Origin of the sequence: Arthrobacter sp. AK01, assembly GCF_021109375.1 — a bacterium.
GTDB lineage: Bacteria > Actinomycetota > Actinomycetes > Actinomycetales > Micrococcaceae > Arthrobacter.
Genome location: NZ_JAJOHP010000052.1, coordinates 1 through 18,205, shown reverse-complemented (window position 1 = coordinate 18,205; position 18,205 = coordinate 1). Strand labels below are relative to the sequence as shown.

Genomic DNA, 18,205 nt, shown 5'->3' with positions numbered 1-18,205 from the left:
GTACCTTGCAGATCGCCAAAATTAGTATCTAAATACTCCCTAAACAGTGGGGCAAGATGGGAGGAATCGTCCGTTCACAGGTGGAGTTTGATCATGCCAAGGAAGAACCTCGAGCCCGTCCAGGCTGAACCCGCCTCCGCGACCATCCGCGACACGGCAAAGCAGAACCTGAAGTTCCAGAACCTCAGCGACAACCTGCGGCGAGGCATCATGGCAGGGACGTGGGCTGTCGGGACCAAGCTGCCCACCGAGCAGCAACTGTCCCTGGACACCGGGCTGTCGCTGACTACTGTGCGCCGGGCGTTCGAGGACCTGGTGGACAAAGGGCTGGTGGTCCGGCGGCAGGGTGCCGGAAGTTTCGTCGCCGCACCGCAGCGCTCGCAAAAGCGTTCCCGATACGTGATTGGTGTCCTCCTGCCGGACACCCAGCTTTACTACCCGCAGGTGCTGCAAGGTATCGAGGAACACCTGTCCTCCCGCGGCGCGAGCCTGCAACTTTCCACCTACCACTACGACTTCACCCGGGAGAACGCCAGCATCGACTTCCTCCTGGACGCCGGCGTAGATGGGCTCATCCTGGTGCCCACACTGACCGGTCTGGACAATCCCCAACAACGGGTGGCCGAGCTCATGGCCCTGCCGGTCCCGGTGGTATTGCTGGAGCGGAGCCTGGACGATTTGGGGCCGGGAGACCGGACCGAACACGTCTGCTCGGATCACCAGGGCGGAGCGTACGACGCCGTGATGCACCTCCATCGCTTGGGTCACCGAAAGATTGGGCTGCTCACGCGGGCGAACGAGGCCGCGCGCAGCAGCAACCCAACCCAGGCCGCGGTGATCGCAGGGTATGCGGCCGCCGTCGAAGCGTTGGGACTGGACACAACCGGGCACTACGACATGGCGTTCAGCGCCACCAAGCCGGAATGGGAGGCGGATCAGGCCGAGCACATGTTCCGGCTTCTTGCAGGCAGCGGTGCAACGGCGGCTTTGGTGTTCGGCGACCGGGAAGCTGCCCTGTTGGAAGGAGCCGCGGGGAGGCACGGGATCCGCGTACCGGAGGACCTTGCGTTGGTTTCCTATGACGATGAAATGGCTGATCTCGCGCAGATTCCCCTCACTGCGGTGTCCCCTGCCAAGCATCGGCTCGGCGTGATGGCGGCCGATGTCCTGTTGCGCCGGTTGACCGAGGGCGACGCTTGCCCGCTGTACCAGATCCGTTTGCGGCCAAGGATCGTGGTTCGTGATTCCTGCGGGGCCAAGCTCGTTAGCCATCTCTAGTTCGTTGCGGGGCCTGCTCTGCATCCTTTTCAGGGCCAAATAGCTCGCAGAACAGGCCCCGCAACAAGGTTTCTAGCGGCGGAGCTTCACTACCCGTGCCTGCCCGCTGAGCCCGGTGGTGTCCAGCGTCAGGGTCGTCTTGCCCGCAGTGTCCGTTCCCAGCGTGCCCGCGCCTTCCAGCACGCTTGACCACGTGCCTTCCGGCAGGGTGAGCGTGAGGCTGGCCGCCTTTTGCGTTGGCTCGCTGACAGCCAGGCTCAGGACGTTGCCGTGCCGGGAAAACACCACGCATGCCGGGCCGGAGGCGCCAAGGTCGCCTGCCGTTCCGGGCTTCCAGAACGTCGCTGCAGTGGTCTTCTCGGCTGTGAATTCCACCGACTGTGCCGTGGCGTCGTTGCGGATCACCACGTGCTTGTTGCCCTTTGCGAGCTTGCCGCACTCCTTCGCCGACGCCCCCGGGGCCACCAGGTAGGCGTAGCTCTTCGGTGCAGCACCCGCACCGTGATCGACGAAGATAGTTGCGTAATTCCGCTGCTGCACGGTGGTGCTGCCGTTGATGTTCACTCCCGACCAGCTTCCGGAACGGCTTTCCCGGAGCACGGTCAGCTGCGAGGAATCGAGCACCGCATAGCCGCCGAAACCTTCCAGGTGGACCCAGCGATCGTCACTCAGCACAGCAGCGTTGCCGGGCGTTGCCGCAATGGTGCCCGACGCCGTCGTGAGTGCATTGTTGCCTTGGTGGAGGTTGCGGTGGTCAACGATGCTTTCCACCCTGGCTCCGGAACCGGTGGTGATATCGGCGCCGAGGCAGACGGCGACGTCGCCGCTGACGAACCAGGACTTCCGGGCCGACAGGCCTGTGCGGCCGGGACCCACCAGGTGCTGTCCGACGGCGGCCACCTCACCAAGCGCGGCGGAACCGGTCCACTCATTGGCCGGGACGGCAGCACCCCATTCACCTTCCACCTTGTCCGGCAACGGGGTGGTGTCCACAGTGGTGCCGGGAAGGCGGTTGTAGTTGGCGGTGGCCCAGAAGGCGTCGTCGTACTGGCCCAGGTCCGCGGTGTGGAAGTAGGTCATGCCCGAACCGGTGTGATACCCGCGGTTGTTCTCACCGTTACCGCATTCGTACCAGGCAATGCGGTTACTGGCCATGGACAACGACAAAGCCCAGCCGGTCCCCCGGTGGATGGTGCGGTCCATGGCCGGGAAGAGCCGGTGTCCCGGGGATTCAGGCACAGGCGCGACGCCGGCCGCCAGCAGCTCTTTGACCAGGGCAGTCCGGGGCACGCTCGCCCCGGTCAGGATGGGGCGATAAGTGTTGCGCGTGATCCAGCCGGCGCAGAGCCCCCGCCACCTGCTTGCCGTCGCGCCGTCCATGGCACGGGCCAGGAGCAGGATGGCTTCGATGCTGGTCGCGGCAAGGTCGTATCCCGTGTTCGCTTCGCGGCTGATGCTCCTGCCACGAACGGAATCGGCCATGGCTCCGTTGATGATGAGCGGCGCGAACGATCCCTCGACGGCGTCGAAGAAGATGCTGCGCGACGGGTCGGAGACCTCGAAGCCAGTGCCGCCAAGCAGTGCGAAGAGTTTGGACAGTCCGTTCAGCAGCACTACACCGTAGGAGCCCGTGTATGGCGTAGTGCTGTGCTGGATGAAGGAGCCGTCCCGGAAGATTCCATCGCCGCTGGTGACGTACTGCCACACCTGGCTAAGGCCGGCGATGGCGTGCTGGAGCTTGGGCGTGTCCTCCCCGGCCAAGGACCGGATGATGATTCCCTGGCACAGGTCCACGCGGTTCGCTCCCACTGAGGTGATCTTGCCGCGCTTGGGCGGGAACTGCAGCCACGGGTCGGGGACAAAGTGGTCGATCGCGGCGGAGTAGGCCTGGATCTCCGCGGCGGAGAGCTCGGCGTGAAGCAGCACCATGGTGTCGGCCAAGGCCCGGGGCACACCGATCTCCCACGACCACCAGTTGCCAACTTCTTCCTTGGCGTCGTTGTAGCAGAGCGTATTGGCGTCAGCGAGTCCCGCTTTGATGTCTGCCAGCACCGAGGCATCCCCAAACACCGCCGCGGTGGGTGTCGCCCAAGCCGTGGCGAGTTGGGACAGGCGGGTGTACGTGGTGACCATTTCCGCGTCCTTGGCGAAGGACAGATCCGTGAAGACCGACGTCCGGCCGGGCGCACGGTTGAGCTTCGCCAAGGAGTCAGCTGCTTTGCTGTTCAGGGCCGTGATCGCTTTGGCGAAGTCCGGATCGCCGGCCTGGATGACATTTCGCCCGGTAATCTGGTCCACCCAGCGGGTTCGCAGCGCTGCGAATTGCGCGGCATCCGGTGCTGTTTCGGCCCATGCATTCTGAGCAAACATCGAGCTGACCACGGCTGCCAAAGACAGGGCACCGGCGCCCTGGAGAAGGGTCCTGCGAGGGAATTGAAGTGACAAGGAGTTGCTCCTAACACTCGTGGATGGGCATGGTCCGGCGTCTTTTGGCCGGTGCCCTCCACTGGCTTGCGTTGTAGTCAACGCGAAGTGGTAGGGAGGAATAAAGCAGTACCTTGCCTGCGCATCTGAACGTCGGGTCCCATTTCTGTCATGCCCCTTGGGTAGAGTGCTCCCCATGGATGACAAAGCGATGTTGCTCGGTTATTTGCGGCTCCGCAGGGCGGACCTGCTCGGAAAACTGGACGGCCTTGGCGAGTATGACGCCCGCAGGCCCATGACGCCCACGGGCACCAACCTGCTGGGCCTTGTGAAGCATGTGGCCAGCGTGGAGTTGGACTATTTCGGGGTGACCTTCGGGCGGCCAAGCGGCAGGGACATGCCCTGGCTGGCCGATGACGCCGAACCGGATTCCGATATGTGGGTACCCGTCACCGAGACGCGTGAGCAAATCCTGGAGCTGCACCACTTCTCGGCCAAGCACAGCGATGAGACCATCGAGTCCCTCCCCCTGGATGCGCCAGGTGTGGTGCCGTGGTGGTCGGAAGAGAAGAAGGACGTGACGCTCCACCAAATCCTGGTTCACATGTGCGTCGAGACAGCCCGCCATGCAGGACACGCAGACATCATCCGCGAGCTCATCGACGGCGGCATTGGGCAAAGGCCGGGCGATCCGAACATCCCGGGACGCAACTCCGAAGAATGGGCAGCCCATCGCTACCGCATCGAGGAAGCAGCCCGGGAGGCTGACCGCCGCCACTACTGAACTTCCCGCCGCCCTGAACCTTTCACAGCCCACGCTTATGTTGGGCAAACCTCCGGCGTAGCCTTGCTCCGTACAAATGAGGAATGACTCCTCCACAGACTGAAAACCGTAAGGGCGGCCGGACCCGGCGCGTCGTCGTCTCCGCCGTCCTGGCGGTCACTCTCTCTGCCGGGGGTGCCGCAGCCTGGGCCCTCGACCGTTTTGTTATTCCGCACGCACAGATCACCAACGTCTCCGAATACGAAGCCAGCCAGGCCGGCACTACGACAAACAGCTCGACCGATGAGACGTCCGCTGACACGTCCGCGAGCGCCGTGGTCACGGATACCTCCTACACCTCCGGCGGCACCGGCGTCACCGTCTCCACGGTGACCACCGGCAGCGGCGACGACACCGTCACCTACTACGTTGCCGACGTCGTGCTTGATGACGCCACCACGCTGAAGTCGGCGTTCGCTGAGGATACCTACGGCGAAAACATCACGGAGAACACCTCTGCGATCGCCGAAGACCACAACGCTGTCTTCGCCATCAACGGCGACTACTACGGCTTCCGGGACACGGGCATCGTGATCCGCAACGGCGTGGTGTACCGGGACGAAGGTGCCCGACAGGGGCTCGCGTTCTACAAGGACGGCACCGTCAAGGTGTACGACGAAACCACCACCACTGCCGAGCAACTCATAGCCGACGGGGTCTGGAACACGCTCTCCTTCGGGCCGTCGCTGCTGGACAACGGCGAGATCGCTTCCGGCATCGAGGACGTGGAGGTGGATACCAACTTCGGCAACCACTCCATCCAGGGCGAGCAGCCACGCACCGCCGTGGGCGTCATCGACGACAACCACCTGGTGTTCGTGGTGGTCGATGGCCGCAGCCCGGGCTACTCCGCCGGTGTCACCATGACCGGCCTCGCGCAGATCATGAAGGACCTGGGCGCCACCACCGCGTACAACATCGACGGCGGCGGCTCCTCCACCATGTACTTCAACGGCTCCCTGGTGAACAACCCGCTCGGTGAGAACAAAGAGCGCGGCACCTCCGACATCCTCTACATCGCCCAGTCATGATCATCCTGATACCGGCCTACGAACCGGACCACCAGCTCATCAACCTCGTCCAAAAGCTCCAGGAAGCGGACCCGTGGCTGACCATCGTGGTGGTGGACGATGGCTCTGGACAGGACTTCCAGGACACGTTCGACGCCGCCGCCCGGCTGGGGTGCCATGTGCTCAGTTACGCCGTGAACGGCGGCAAGGGCCATGCGCTCAAGAGCGGTTTCGCCTTCATCGCGGAGCGCTTCCCGGGCCACGACGTTGTATGTGCCGACAGCGACGGACAACACGGGGTGGCCGATATCCTGGCCGTTGCCGACCGTGTCCGCCACGTCACGGCATCGATGGTCCTTGGCTGCCGGAACTTCAGCGGTGATGTGCCGGCCCGCAGCAAGTTTGGCAACACGGTGACCCGGGGGCTGTTCAGGCTCGCGACGGGTCAACGGATCACAGATACGCAAACCGGGCTCCGGGGCTACCGGGCTGACATGCTCCCGTGGCTTGTCTCGGTCCGCGGCCAGCGGTACGAGTACGAACTCAATCTGCTGCTCGAGGCTCAACAGGCCGGCTACGGCATCGACAGCGTGGAAATAGCCACGGTCTATCTGGACCACAACTCGGGATCGCACTTCAGGCCTGTGGCTGACTCGATCAGGATCTATGCGCCGTTGCTGAAGTTCCTCGGCTCGTCGCTGTCTGCGTTCGCGGTGGACCTGGCAATGTTCGTCATCCTCAGTGCCTTCACGGATTCGCTCCTGGTGGCGGTGGTGGGAGCCCGACTGGTCAGTGCCTCGGTGAATTTCATGGTCAACCGCCGGGTGGTGTTTGAGCACGGCAAGGACACCTCGCTCCGCGCCGCGGCTACGGGCTATGTGGCCTTGGTGATTGTCCTGCTGGCCGCCAACTACACCGCCATCTGGGCCCTCACTTCCATCTCGGTTCCGGACCTGCCCGCCAAGATCCTCACGGAGTCCGCGCTGCTGTTTGTCAGCTATGCCGTGCAGCAGCGCTTCCTGTTCGTCCGCAAGTCCCGCGCCTCCGTAACGGCACGGGCCGTTCAGTCGGAACCAGCCGCCCCTGAAACACATATCCCAGCCTTGGTCCCGGCACAGTTTCAGCACAGCATGACCGCGAAAAGTGGAAACCAATCCCCCAAGAGATTCCGGAGTAACTGATGAACACCATCATCCTCATCGCGGCAGACCTGGCCGCCATCACCATTTTGACGCTCGCCCTCTACCTCCGCCGGCACAGGCGTCGTGACCTGGTAGTTTCCTACCTCGGCATGAACGTCGGCGTCCTGGCAGTGGCAACGGCGCTGTCGGGTTCGGCCGCAGGGGTTGGCTTGGGACTTGGCTTGTTCGGTGTTCTCTCCATCATCCGGCTCCGTTCCACGGAACTCGCCCAGCACGAGGTGGCCTACTACTTCTCCGCTCTGGCACTGGGCTTGATCGCCGGCATCGGGGTGGAGCCGCTCTGGCTGACCCTGGCCCTCATGGCGCTGGTCCTCTTGGTGATGTTCGTCGGCGATAACCCACGGGTCCTCCCTGCCTACCGCCACCAGACCGTGGTCCTGGACCGTGCCATCAACAACGAACCAGAGCTTTACGCCCGGCTGGAGGAAGTCCTCAACGGTACGGTCCACTCGGCCACCATCCAGGAGCTGGACATGGTCAACGACAAGACGATCGTGGACGTACGGTACGCTGTCCGCGCGCAGCAGCAGCCGCGACACGCAGAGCTTGGCTTCAACCAGCCCGCAGGCGCACTCTCCCCTGCACCCCAGGAACTGCCGGCACAGTCCACGCAGGAGCAGGCAACGCACGCCCAGCCGTCCGTGCCCACCTCGGCAGGTGTAGCGTGAGCCGCGTCGACGCCCAACCGATCATGCCGCAGCTGGGCGACCTGCCCGCCGTCGGACTTGAAGAACTCACCACGGAAGCCGCGCTGCTGACCCGGGTCGACCGAAAGTATCTGGTTCCGTCGGCGACTGCCCGCAAGATCCTCAGCACGTTCAGCACTGAAACCCGCGTCCTGGAAATGGACGGGAAGCGGACCTTCGACTACGACTCCGTGTACTTCGACACCCCCGGGTTGGACAGCTACATGCTGGCCGCCCATGGACGCCGCCGGCGGTTCAAGATCCGAACGCGGACCTATGTGGACAGCGCCGTCAGCTTCCTGGAGGTCAAGACCGAAGGCGCCAGGGAGGCAACAGTCAAGGAACGGATCCCCTATGAGTTGTCCGACCGGGACCGGTTGACCGAGGAAGGCCTAGCCTACATCAATGAAACCTTGGCAGCCACGATTGGCAATGTCAGGTTCGGACCGCTGGAGCCAGTCCTGTCCACGCGATACGACCGCACCACCTTGTTCCTTCCCGAATCAGGAAGCCGCGCGACCATCGATACCGACGTCACCTGGCAAAGCCCCGACGGCCACCCATGGATGTTGGACGACGCCGTAGTGGTGGAGACGAAGTCCGGCTCCGCCCCTGGCCCTTTGGACCGGCACTTGTGGGCACACGGCGTCCGGCCGTGCCGCATCTCGAAGTTCGCCACCGGCATGGCTGCACTCCATCCCGAGCTGCCGGCCAACCGCTGGAACCAAACCCTCCGGCGCCGGATGCCCCTGCGCCCCCTCCACTGACTTTCCCTCCACAGACTTAGGAATCCCACTATGCGCTCCTTCCGCACGTCCCTTTCCGTTGCCGCAGTCGCCTTGGCCATATCGTTGGCCGGCTGCTCCACGGCCGCCACCAACTCGACGTCCACCGGCATCACAGGCACGTCCACCACGACAACCACCACCCAGCAGGCAGTCACCGCAGCCACCGTCGAGGAGGACACCCACTACGACAGCGACGACCTCACGTGGGACGCCGCAACGGAAGTGGCCATCAGCCTGGCCGACGGCGGCAGCAAAGTGACGTCGTCGTCCTCCACCGGCGTGGCGGTGGACGGCAACACCGTGACCATCAGCGCGGCCGGAACCTACCGCCTCAGCGGCTCGCTCAGCGACGGCCACATCGTGGTGGCGGCGGGAGAGGAAGATACGGTGCGGATCATTCTGGACGGCGTGGAACTGGGCAACTCCGCAGGTTCGCCTTTTGTGGTGCAGAGCGCGGACGAAGCAATCGTGTACTTGGAAGACGGCAGCACCAACACGTTGACCGATGCCACCACCTACGCCGACCAGGGCGAAGACGCCCCCAACGCGGCGCTCTATTCCATGGCCGACCTGACCATTGCCGGCACAGGATCCCTCACCGTCAACGGGCAGTCCAACGACGGCATCGTTTCCAAGGACGGCCTGGTGCTGGCCGCCGGGAAAGTCACCGTTGACGCCGTGGACGACGGAATCCGCGGCAAGGACTACACGGTCCTGCTGGACGGCGCCTATCAGGTGACCGCGGGCGGGGACGGGGTCAAGGCGGACAACGACACGGACGAAGGCCGCGGTTGGCTGCTGGTGAGCGGTGGTTCCTTGACCGTCAACGCAGGCGACGACGGCGTGAAGGCCTTCAACACCCTGACCGTTTCCGGCGGTACCGTCACCGTGGCCGAATCCGAGGAAGGCTTGGAGGCGCAGCACATTTCCATCACCGGCGGCGACGTCACCGTCACAGCGAACGACGACGGCGTGAACGCCTCGGGCGGTTCGTCCACCAGTACCGATGGCGGCGCCGCGGCTGGTGGCGGCGGTCCCATGGGCGGCGGCGAGATGGCGGCCGGTGACTACACAGTGGACGTGTCCGGTGGAACGCTGACCATCAATTCCGAGGGCGATGGTTTGGACTCCAACGGCAGTGCCACCATTTCGGGGGGAACGGTGGTGGTCAATGGCCCCACCAACGACGGCAACGGGGCCTTGGACGTGAACGGCGAGCTGGTAGTCAGCGGCGGAACCGTGGCCGCAGCAGGCAGCGCGGGCATGGCCGTCACTCCGGGGACCTCGTCCACGCAGTCGGGCGTGCAACTGACCTTCAACTCCTCGGTATCGGCAGGCACTCCGGTGCACATCGTTGATTCCTCCGGTGCCGTAGTCGCCACTTTCGTCACCACCAAGACCATCGCGTCACTGGTGTACTCCTCCTCTGCCATCACCGATGGCGAAACGTACACGGTATATACGGGTGGCAGTGCCGATGCGAAGGCCGGATTGACCACGGGATCCATCGACGGAGCCGAAGACCAGGGCACCGTAACGGCTGGTCAGTACACCCAGGCACAGGGCCCGGGCGGTGGCGGCGGCCGCTGGTAGGTCCGTTGGGCGGGGCGGACCGCGATCAGCGCCGCCGTCGGGCGCTGCTGTGTCCCCCCGCACGAAGGTGGCCGCCCCTGCAAGCCTCCCCCGCAAACTTGATGCGAACTTGAGCCAATCGAAAAGGTTCCTTGATATAGCGGCGCCACGCTGGAATCAGTCGAAGCACCAATACCGAGGGGTTTCGGCAACGAATCTCAAGTATGAAAGACATCGATGTGGGGGACGCAATGGAGCAGTCATCAGCACTAACCGAGGTGGTGTCCATCAAGGGCATCATCCAGGACCAGCACCCCGTGGACTTCTACGCATTGGGCGTCGCAGGATGCATCGACCGGCTCGCTGCACCGCTCCGCCTCAACGGAGTGAAGGTGCAATGGCACACCCCGCATCACGGCATCGAAATCTCATCCTCAGCCGCCGCGCTCCTGTATCACGTGGCGCAGGAGACCTTCAGCAACACCCTCAACTACGCCAACGCGAGCGAGCTCACTGTGCGCCTCAACGCCGTCTACCACGGCATCCAGCTCACCATCACGGACGACGGCGGCGGTTTTGAAATCCACGCCGCGCCCAGTGGCCGGCGGCACGGGTTTGGGCTGTTGCTGATGTCCATCGCAGTGCACGACGCCGGCGGGACAGTCGACATCGACTCTGCAGTCGGGCGGGGCACCAGCGTGAGGGTGACACTACCGCTGGATTGAGTCCGATTTGGGACCTGATTTGGGCTCCCAAGCATGGCCCAAGCGCGTTGCCGGACGTATTCTGTAGCTACTTTTCAGCCTGACATCCCGACGGAATGGCACGAAAATGGCGCAGAACAAGGGTCCCAAGCTCGGTCTCGGCAAGGTCCTCCTCAGGGTCTTCGGGTACTTCTTCATCAGCATTCTTTGCGGCGTGCTGATCTCCGGCCTGGTGGTGCCTGTTGTTGCTTTCACCAGCACCACTGTGGGCGGGTCGATCGGATTCTACGAGAGCCTGCCAAGCCAGCTGAACGTCGATTCGCCGTCGCTCTCCAGCACCGTGGTCACAGCGGACGGCCAGCACATCGCCACGTTTTACGCTGAGAACCGGGTAAAGGTTCCCCTTGATCAGATGTCTCCCTTCATCCGCGAGGCAATTGTCGCCATCGAAGACAACCGTTTCTATGACCATGCCGGTGTGGATGCGCAGGGCATTATCCGAGCGCTGAGCTCCAATCTGACCAAAGGAACCAGGCAAGGTGCCTCCACGCTGACACAGCAATACGTCACCAACGTGCTCAACGAATCGCGTCTGTCCGAGGGACGCCCTGAGGATGTGGTGCTCAGCGGCCAGAAGACCATGGGAGATAAGCTTCGCGAGGTCAAACTCGCACTGGAACTGGAGAAGCGGTTCAGCAAGGACCAGATCCTTGAGGGGTACCTGAATATCGTCTTCTTCAACCGGGACGCCTACGGCATTGAAGCGGCCTCCCGTTACTTCTTCAGCACGTCCGCAAAGGACCTGACCCTGCCGCAGGCCGCGCTCCTTGCCGGGCTGGTCAACGGGCCAAGCATCTACGACCCCACCGTTGACCCGGATGCGGCGTTGAACCGGCGCAACCTCGTCCTGGACCGGATGCTGGAGCAAGGCAAGATCACGGCGGTGGACCACGGTGTTGCGGTGGCCAGTCCTGTGGAGCTCAACATCACGCCATCGTTGCAGGGTTGCGCGGGCGCGTCGATTGCCACCTACTTCTGCGATTACGTCTCCCACCTCATCCTTAATGACGAGACTTACGGTTCAACGGTCAATGAACGCGAGCGGTTGCTGTATCGCGGCGGACTCACCATCACCACCACTTTGGACAGCAGGCTCCAAGCCGCCGCGCAAGCTCAAGTGGACGCCTCCGCGGGCGACAATCCGGACAAGTGGGGCGCCGCCATGACGACTGTGCAACCCGGCACCGGAAAGATCCTGGCGATGGCCCAGAACACGGTCTTCGTTCCACAAGAAGGAAAATACGATACCCAGCTGAACTTCAACGTGGATGCAAAGGACGAGAACGGCTACGACCTCAACGGCGCCGGAGGCTTCCAGCCCGGATCCACCATGAAGCCGTTCATCTACGCCGAGTGGCTCAACGAAGGCAAGAACCCAACCGCTGTCGTTGACGCTTCCCGCAGGGTTTACCCGGTAGGTTTCCCCTGGCGTTCCAGCTGCGGCAGGGTTTTGGGCGGTTACAGCAGCGCCCAGAAGGCCCAGAATCTCGGCGCAGACGATGACCTGCAGAACAACGATGCTGGCTACTACCGCCCGATGCCCATCAACTACGGCCTCTACAACTCCATCAACACCGCCACGTTCGCCACGGCCGCCCAGTTGGACTTCTGCGGCATCCAGAAAATGGTGGACACTGTTGGCCTGCACAGCGGGCTCGACAATGCTCCCGTGAACATGCACCAGATCGGCAACCTGCTGGGTTCCATCGGGGTTGCGCCGCTCGTCCTCGCGAGCGCCTACGCAACGTTCGCCAACGACGGGACCTACTGCGCACCCATCGCCATTACCGGGATCAGCGATGCCCAGGGCCGCCAGTTCGAAGCCCAAACGCCCGAATGCCGTGAGGCCGTGAAACCGGCGGTGGCCAGGGGCGTCAATGCCGTTTTGCAGGACGTACTGAAGATGGGTTCCGGTGTGTGGATTGAGCCCAAGGTCCACACCAGGGTTCCCGTTGCCGCCAAGACCGGCACGTCCAACAACAACGGAGCCACGTGGGTGGCCGGCTACACCACCACTCTTGCAACAGCATCGTTCTTCGGGGATACGACGGCGGGGCAACAGCGTGCGGGACAAAACGTCACCATCAACGGCAGGTTCTACAAGTCCTTGGACGGTTACATGATCGCGGGCCCCCAGTGGGCCAACTACATGGTGGAAGCCACGGCCCTGTACCCGAGCGGGCCCTTCGCGGCGCCCGCTCCCCCGCCGGCGCCCGCGCCCGTCACCACGGTGCCCGCCGTCCCGCGCCTGACGGGACGGTAGCGCGAGCCCTGCGTTGCGCGGGGCCCACTCCACACGCAAATGGCTCAGGTAGACTTCGCGTGGGCCACGGCGGCCACATAATCCATGGGGGTAGACGGTGTATCGTTTCGGGACTTCTGTACGCGCTGGACTGTCTGTGACGATAGCTGTCAGTGCCGCACTTTTCGGATTCGCGGCACCAGCCTCAGCTGCCCTCCCGGTAACAGACGTAGCTACCGGCGATGGGCCCGAGCGTCTGGCAATCAATGAGGTGACCAACACGGTGTATGTTGCCAACCGCGGCGGCAACACCATCACGGTAATCGATGGAGCGAGCAACAACGCAAGCTCCATCACAGTAGGCGCCCATCCGTACGATGTTGCAGTCAACGAGGCCACCAACAAAATCTATGTTGCGAACTTCGGCGCAGACACTGTCTCAATAATTGATGGGATCACCGGTTCTGTCACGGCGGACATCGCTGTTGATGCGCCGTTGAGGCTAGCCGTCAACCCGAAGACCAACAAGATCTACGTATCGAACTACCAGAAGCCCTATGTCACAGTCATTGACGGCGGGACGGGGACCACCACCGTCATCCCAACGGCCGTGGGGCCGTCGAACATCGCGATCAACCAAGTGACCAACAAGATCTACGTAGCAAACTCCGGGGTTTCAAACGGCAAATCTGCCACCGTCATCGACGGAGCCACCAATATAGCTACTGATATCCCGATCCCCGGGAGCTACGCACCGGAGCTCATCGCAGTCAACCAGAAGACCAACAAGGTCTACGTGGCAGGTGGAGCCGGGCCCGTCGCCGTGATTGATGGGCAGACAAACGTTCCTTCCAACCTTGAGCAATACCGGATTGGCTTCGGCTTGGCGGTCAATGAGGTCACGAATAAGGCGTACGCCTCCATGGCCCATGTAGAGAGCCTCATGGTGGTTGGTGGCGAGGATGCCTTCTCGTACACAAAGCTTCCCACTTCCACCTATGCACTTGCCGTGGATGAGAAGCGGAACAAGATCTACGCGGCCGAGGCAAGCATGGGCGTGACCGTTGTGGACGGTGGAAGCGGCTACATCAGCCGTCTTGCCACCGGGGGATACTCGCCCACACAAATCGCGGTAAACGAAACTACCGGGCGGGTTTACGTCACCAACACGTACAGTGACAACGTCACGGTGATCGACGGCAACGACGCCGCGCCGTCCCTTACATCTGCACCTCCAGGCAAGGGCACGGTCGGCGTTCCGTACTCCCACACGTTCACAGCCACCGGCTCTCCTGAACCACGATTCACAGTTGCCGAAGGATCACTGCCCTTGGGCTTCAGACTGAACGATGAAACCGGCGAACTGACCGGCACACCTGAAGTTCCGGGGAACTACACTTTCCGCGTTTCTGCCGGCAACGGCATGACTCCGTCGGCAATATCGGACACGATTATGCTGCGCTTCGAGCGGGCAAAGAACGATTTCAACAGTGACCGGGCAGCGGACGTCCTGGTACGCAACGCCCGCGGTGAACTCAGCCTTTACACCGGTAACGGCAAGAGTGGATGGACCTGGGACTTCCGAACCGTTGGTTACGGCTGGAACGGCATGTCGGCCATGAACACCGGGGACCTCAATGCTGATGGCAATTCCGATGTCCTCGCAAGGGATACTTCGGGCACGCTGTGGATTTACCCGGGGGATGGAAAGGGCGGATGGGCGCCCCGGACCCAGGTTGGTCCCGGATGGAACGGCATGACAGCAGTTCTTGCCCCCGGTGACTTCAACCTGGACTCCAAGGAAGATCTCGTGGCCCGTGACTCGTCTGGAACCCTCTGGGAGTACAACCGCTCCTTTGACGGCACCTGGAGTGGCCCCTTCCAGATTGGTTCCGGTTGGAACAGCATGAATGCCATCGTGGCGCCAGGTGATTTCAACGGTGACAACTATCCCGACCTCTTGGGAAGGGACTCCTCCGGGAACCTCTGGCTCTACCCGAGGAAGGATGCCTACGGGTGGATGCCCCGGGTCCAGGTTGGCTCAGGATGGAACGGAATGACCACTATCCTCGGCGCCGGCGACTTCAACGGTGACGGCACCGCCGACGTTCACGCCATAGATGCTGCCGGCTCTCTATGGCTCTACCCAGGCAACGGGAAGGGTGGCTGGCTTCCGCGGGTACACCTCGGCACAGGCTGGAACTCGGTGACCGCTATCAGCTGACGTGCACGCCCACTCTTGAGTTGCTGGCCCGGGATCCGGGTGTAAGCCCCTCGGGGCTGGAGGCCACGGTGGCCCGGTTCAATTCCGACGCCGCCTTGGGCGTGGACACGGAGTTCGGCCGTGGCTCCACTCCTCAGGACCGTTTCCTCGGCGACGCCGGGAACACCCCCAATCCCTGCCTGGCACCTTTGCTGAGGGCACCGTTTTCGGCTGAAGTGGCCGCTCATCGGGAGACGCTGAACGCCCGGCGGCGCGACGTTATTGCTGGCGGGCGTAGCGCTCCGTGAAGTTCCTGAGCACGCGCATGGGCTCCGTCACGGACGACTGGCGTGCCGATTCGATGAGTTCATCGGCGGTGTGCGGGGGAAAGTAGCCGGAGTTCTTGTAGATGTTGATGCGGGTGATGAGACCGTCGGCATCCAATTCGGGGTGGAATTGCGTGGCGTAGAGGTTGTTCTTGATCCGGAACATATGCACGGGGCAGGCCGCCGAGCTGGCCAATAGCACGGCGTGTTCGGGCAGTTCGCTGCAGGCTTCCTTGTGACCCACAAACGCCTCGAAACTGTGCGGAACACCGCGAAGCATGGGGTCCCGCTCTCCCTCAGCAGTGAGCTTGATCTCCGTGGGCCCCACAGGTTCGCCAAAGCGACGATCGATCACAGCCCCCTGATGCACGCCAAGGGTCCCAACACCGTAGCAGGCGCCCAGGAACGGGAAGTCCTCGGCCACAATCCGGTCCAGCAACGCCGAGAGCTCCGCTTCAACCCTTATCTGGGCTGCGCTCTTCTCCTCCACAGGATCGCTGGAGGTGTAAGGGCTGCCACCAACTATCACGCCTGAGTAGTCCGACAGATCCAGGGGCGGCAGCGGCTCGGATTCCAACCGAAGACGAACAAGCGCTTCCGGTTCCAGGCCGCAGTAGCGGAGATAGGCCTGGTACTCGTCATCGGCTGCGGCGTCTTCAGCGCGGGTGGCCAGCAAAAGGAAGGGCTTCACAGGCCCAGTCTGCGCGAGGAATGCCTGACTGACAAAGTGTGTTGGAGCGAAGGGGGTTTCTGACAGAGACTCCCTCGCATCGCCGTGGCTGCATAACGTTGTAGGAACCCCCATGAAAAAATGACTCATCCTTGAGGAGCCACCTTTGAAGCAGGACCCTTTGGTCGTCGGTACGCAATCGCCCGAGGCGGCACCTGCTGCACCGCAACTCCCCAAGAAGATCCCGTGGGGTGGCCTTCTGGTCCTGGCTGCGGCCGGTTTCACCGCAGTGACAACCGAACTGCTCCCATCGGGACTGCTCCCCCAAATCAGCCGGGACCTCGGAGTGGACGAATCGGCGGTCGGTTCCCTGACTGCGGTGTACGCAGCAATCATCGTCTTCACCGCGCTGCCGTTGTCGCGCTTCCTCGCCGGAAGAGTGCCCCGGAAGACCCTGCTCATCGCTACCGTTCTGGCGTTTGCCCTCAGCAATGTCCTGCTCGCCCTGAGCCCCACCTTGGGTTGGGCGATTGGAGCCAGGCTCTTGGGCGGCATCGCCCACGGCATGCTGTGGTCCAGCATGGCGCCGTATGTGGCGCGCATCGTTCCCGCACACTCCGTGGGCAAGGCCATGGCCGTAGTCTTCAGCGGTAACAGCATCGCCCTGGCCGTCGGTGCTCCCATCGGAACGTTGATGGGTTCGCTCATGACCTGGCGGGCCTCGTTCCTGGTGCTCGCCGGGGTGGGTGCGCTCCTGGCAGTATTGGCCTTCTGGCTCCTCCCCGCCGCACACGATCCTGGCAACCAGAAGACCCCGTCGCTCCGCGCAGCCATGAAGCTGCCGGGGGTCATCGCCGTCGCCATCGCGTGGCCGCTTTTGCTGCTGGCCCACTTCACGCTCTTCACCTACGTTGCCCCATTCCTCCTCGCCTCCGGGCTGCCGGAATCCGCTACGAGCCTTTCCCTGTCAGTGGTGGGCATCGCCAGCCTGGTGGGAATCTGGATTGCCGGCATGACCGCGGATTCACGCCCGCGCTCCTCGGTGATTGCCGCCGTCGGACTCTTGACGCTTGCTTTCGCACTGCTGCCCGCGTTGGGCGGCACCTGGGTGGGCGCGTTCGGACTGATGACACTCTGGGGTATCGCATTCGGAGCGGTCGGCATCTACAACCAGGCGGCCATTCTCCGTGCCGGCGGTGAGCATAAGGATGCCGCCAACGGCCTCACCGTGGTGACCATCCAACTGGGTATCGCCGTCGGGGCTGTGTACGGGGCCTTCGCCCTGACCACGGCGGGTGCCCAATGGGTGCCGTTGGCGGCCGCGATTCCCACTGCGATTGCCTTGGTGATCATCATCGCCAGCCGTCGCGGCGGCTATCCTGCCGGGGGTCGCGAGAAACGCCGTTAACATTCCCGAAACACGCTAGTGACGTGATCTTCACGAATCCGGGATTTCTGTAACTTACCTGCAACTTAGCTCTTCTGAGTCGGAAACATAGCTCACCGAATATTGATCGGGGGGCTAGCAAGGGCCGTGCAACAACGGCCCCGTTTCGGACACGCTTGAAGGGAACGCAGGTGGAGATCTCTGCGCAACACGTCTGGCTGATGTTGTCATCGGCAATGGTGCTATTCATGACCCCGGGCCTCGGCTTGTTCTACGGCGGCATGACCCGCGCCAAGGCAGCGCTCAACATGATCATGATGAGCTTCATCTCGGCGGGCATCGTGGGTGTCGTCTGGGTCCTGTGGGGCTACTCCATGACCACCGGCGACGGTTTCCTCGGCTTGTTCGGCAACCCGTTCGCGCACTTCGGGCTCCAGGACCTCATGGGCTCACCTGACCTCATCAAGGCAGGCTTCGCAGCAACGTTCGCCATCATCACCGTTGCCCTGATCAGCGGTGCGATCGCCGACCGCGCCAAGTTCGGCGCATGGGCACTGTTCGTGCCGATCTGGGTCACGGTGGTCTACTGCCCGCTGGCGTACATGATCTGGGGCGGTGGCCTGATGAGTGCAGGCGGCGCCCTCACTGAAATCTTCGGCCAGGTCATCGACTTCGCCGGTGGCGCAGTGGTTGAGGTCAGCTCCGGAACCGCCGCTTTCGTCCTCGCATTGATCGTGGGAAAGCGTCACGGATTCGCCAAAGACCCCAACCACCGCCCGCACAACGTCCCGTTCATCATGATCGGCGCAGCCATCCTCTGGTTCGGCTGG

General features: G+C 63.0%; 15 protein-coding genes. 13 read left to right on the top strand and 2 right to left on the bottom strand.

All coding sequences use genetic code 11. The annotated features are described in order from the left end of the window. Positions 1 to 93: 93 nt before the first annotated feature. Positions 94 to 1,278 (top strand): substrate-binding domain-containing protein, encoded by a 1,185-nt coding sequence (locus LN996_RS17020; protein WP_231341594.1) that lies wholly within the window; start codon positions 94 to 96, stop codon positions 1,276 to 1,278. A 72-nt stretch (positions 1,279 to 1,350) separates the two neighbouring features. Here the strand turns inward: LN996_RS17020 and LN996_RS17015 are convergent, their stop codons facing one another. Beyond that, entirely contained in the window at positions 1,351 to 3,723 is a 2,373-nt protein-coding gene (locus tag LN996_RS17015; RefSeq protein WP_231341593.1) for a polysaccharide lyase 8 family protein, read from the bottom strand. Between the two features lie 175 nt (positions 3,724 to 3,898). Here LN996_RS17015 and LN996_RS17010 point away from each other — a divergent pair, with 175 nt between their 5' ends. The 10 genes from LN996_RS17010 to LN996_RS23890 all read left to right on the top strand — a co-directional run bounded on the left by LN996_RS17010 (position 3,899) and on the right by LN996_RS23890 (position 15,300). Then, positions 3,899 to 4,486, top strand: coding sequence for a DinB family protein (locus LN996_RS17010; RefSeq protein WP_231341592.1), 588 nt, complete (start codon positions 3,899 to 3,901; stop codon positions 4,484 to 4,486). Positions 4,487 to 4,569: 83 nt separating this feature from the next. Beyond that, positions 4,570 to 5,556: a phosphodiester glycosidase family protein gene (locus LN996_RS17005; protein WP_231341591.1), complete on the top strand. Its 987-nt coding sequence runs from the start codon at positions 4,570 to 4,572 to the stop codon at positions 5,554 to 5,556. Then, a complete protein-coding gene (locus LN996_RS17000) occupies positions 5,553 to 6,716 on the top strand; it encodes a bifunctional glycosyltransferase family 2/GtrA family protein (RefSeq protein ID WP_231341590.1) in 1,164 nt (387 codons plus the stop codon). The genes LN996_RS17005 and LN996_RS17000 overlap by 4 nt, the downstream gene beginning before the upstream one ends. Continuing rightward, positions 6,716 to 7,405, top strand: coding sequence for a DUF4956 domain-containing protein (locus LN996_RS16995; RefSeq protein WP_231341589.1), 690 nt, complete (start codon positions 6,716 to 6,718; stop codon positions 7,403 to 7,405). Before LN996_RS17000 ends, LN996_RS16995 begins: the two co-directional genes overlap by 1 nt. A gap of 23 nt (positions 7,406 to 7,428) precedes the next feature. Continuing rightward, positions 7,429 to 8,190, top strand: coding sequence for a polyphosphate polymerase domain-containing protein (locus tag LN996_RS16990; RefSeq protein WP_231341611.1), 762 nt, complete (start codon positions 7,429 to 7,431; stop codon positions 8,188 to 8,190). A 30-nt stretch (positions 8,191 to 8,220) separates the two neighbouring features. Further along, positions 8,221 to 9,804, top strand: a complete 1,584-nt coding sequence (locus tag LN996_RS16985) for a carbohydrate-binding domain-containing protein (RefSeq protein WP_231341588.1) — start codon at positions 8,221 to 8,223, stop codon at positions 9,802 to 9,804. Positions 9,805 to 10,007: 203 nt separating this feature from the next. After that, on the top strand, positions 10,008 to 10,508 hold the full coding sequence (locus tag LN996_RS16980) for a sensor histidine kinase (RefSeq protein WP_231341587.1): 501 nt from the start codon (positions 10,008 to 10,010) through the stop codon (positions 10,506 to 10,508). Between the two features lie 106 nt (positions 10,509 to 10,614). Continuing rightward, positions 10,615 to 12,810, top strand: a complete 2,196-nt coding sequence (locus LN996_RS16975) for a transglycosylase domain-containing protein (RefSeq protein WP_231341586.1) — start codon at positions 10,615 to 10,617, stop codon at positions 12,808 to 12,810. Positions 12,811 to 12,946: 136 nt separating this feature from the next. Beyond that, the gene (locus tag LN996_RS16970; protein ID WP_231341585.1) at positions 12,947 to 15,013 is read left to right on the top strand and encodes an FG-GAP-like repeat-containing protein; all 2,067 of its coding nucleotides are present in this window, start codon (positions 12,947 to 12,949) and stop codon (positions 15,011 to 15,013) included. Positions 15,014 to 15,081: 68 nt separating this feature from the next. After that, the gene (locus LN996_RS23890; RefSeq protein WP_374202230.1) at positions 15,082 to 15,300 is read left to right on the top strand and encodes a hypothetical protein; all 219 of its coding nucleotides are present in this window, start codon (positions 15,082 to 15,084) and stop codon (positions 15,298 to 15,300) included. Here LN996_RS23890 and LN996_RS16960 read toward each other — a convergent pair. After that, the gene (locus LN996_RS16960) at positions 15,272 to 16,009 is read right to left on the bottom strand and encodes a glutamine amidotransferase (protein WP_231341583.1); all 738 of its coding nucleotides are present in this window, start codon (positions 16,007 to 16,009) and stop codon (positions 15,272 to 15,274) included. The genes LN996_RS23890 and LN996_RS16960 overlap by 29 nt on opposite strands. Positions 16,010 to 16,169: 160 nt before the next feature. On the opposite strand from LN996_RS16960, the gene LN996_RS16955 reads away from it, so the two are divergent. Together LN996_RS16955 and LN996_RS16950 are read left to right on the top strand one after the other, a co-directional pair. After that, positions 16,170 to 17,396 carry an MFS transporter gene (locus LN996_RS16955; protein ID WP_231341610.1) on the top strand — a complete coding sequence of 409 codons (1,227 nt, stop codon included), beginning with the start codon at positions 16,170 to 16,172 and terminating at the stop codon, positions 17,394 to 17,396. 170 nt (positions 17,397 to 17,566) lie between these two features. Continuing rightward, positions 17,567 to 18,205: ammonium transporter (locus LN996_RS16950; protein WP_374202229.1), on the top strand; the 639-nt coding region annotated here is incomplete at its 3' end.

What these genes read in the sequence shown, in the direction of transcription:
- LN996_RS17020 (WP_231341594.1), top strand. Translation starts at nt 94, where the DNA reads ATGCCAAGGAAGAACCTCGAGCCCGTCCAGGCTGAACCCGCCTCCGCG.
- LN996_RS17010 (WP_231341592.1), top strand. Translation starts at nt 3,899, where the DNA reads ATGGATGACAAAGCGATGTTGCTCGGTTATTTGCGGCTCCGCAGGGCG.
- LN996_RS17005 (WP_231341591.1), top strand. Translation starts at nt 4,570, where the DNA reads ATGACTCCTCCACAGACTGAAAACCGTAAGGGCGGCCGGACCCGGCGC.
- LN996_RS17000 (WP_231341590.1), top strand. Translation starts at nt 5,553, where the DNA reads ATGATCATCCTGATACCGGCCTACGAACCGGACCACCAGCTCATCAAC.
- LN996_RS16995 (WP_231341589.1), top strand. Translation starts at nt 6,716, where the DNA reads ATGAACACCATCATCCTCATCGCGGCAGACCTGGCCGCCATCACCATT.
- LN996_RS16990 (WP_231341611.1), top strand. Translation starts at nt 7,429, where the DNA reads ATGCCGCAGCTGGGCGACCTGCCCGCCGTCGGACTTGAAGAACTCACC.
- LN996_RS16985 (WP_231341588.1), top strand. Translation starts at nt 8,221, where the DNA reads ATGCGCTCCTTCCGCACGTCCCTTTCCGTTGCCGCAGTCGCCTTGGCC.
- LN996_RS16980 (WP_231341587.1), top strand. Translation starts at nt 10,008, where the DNA reads ATGAAAGACATCGATGTGGGGGACGCAATGGAGCAGTCATCAGCACTA.
- LN996_RS16975 (WP_231341586.1), top strand. Translation starts at nt 10,615, where the DNA reads ATGGCGCAGAACAAGGGTCCCAAGCTCGGTCTCGGCAAGGTCCTCCTC.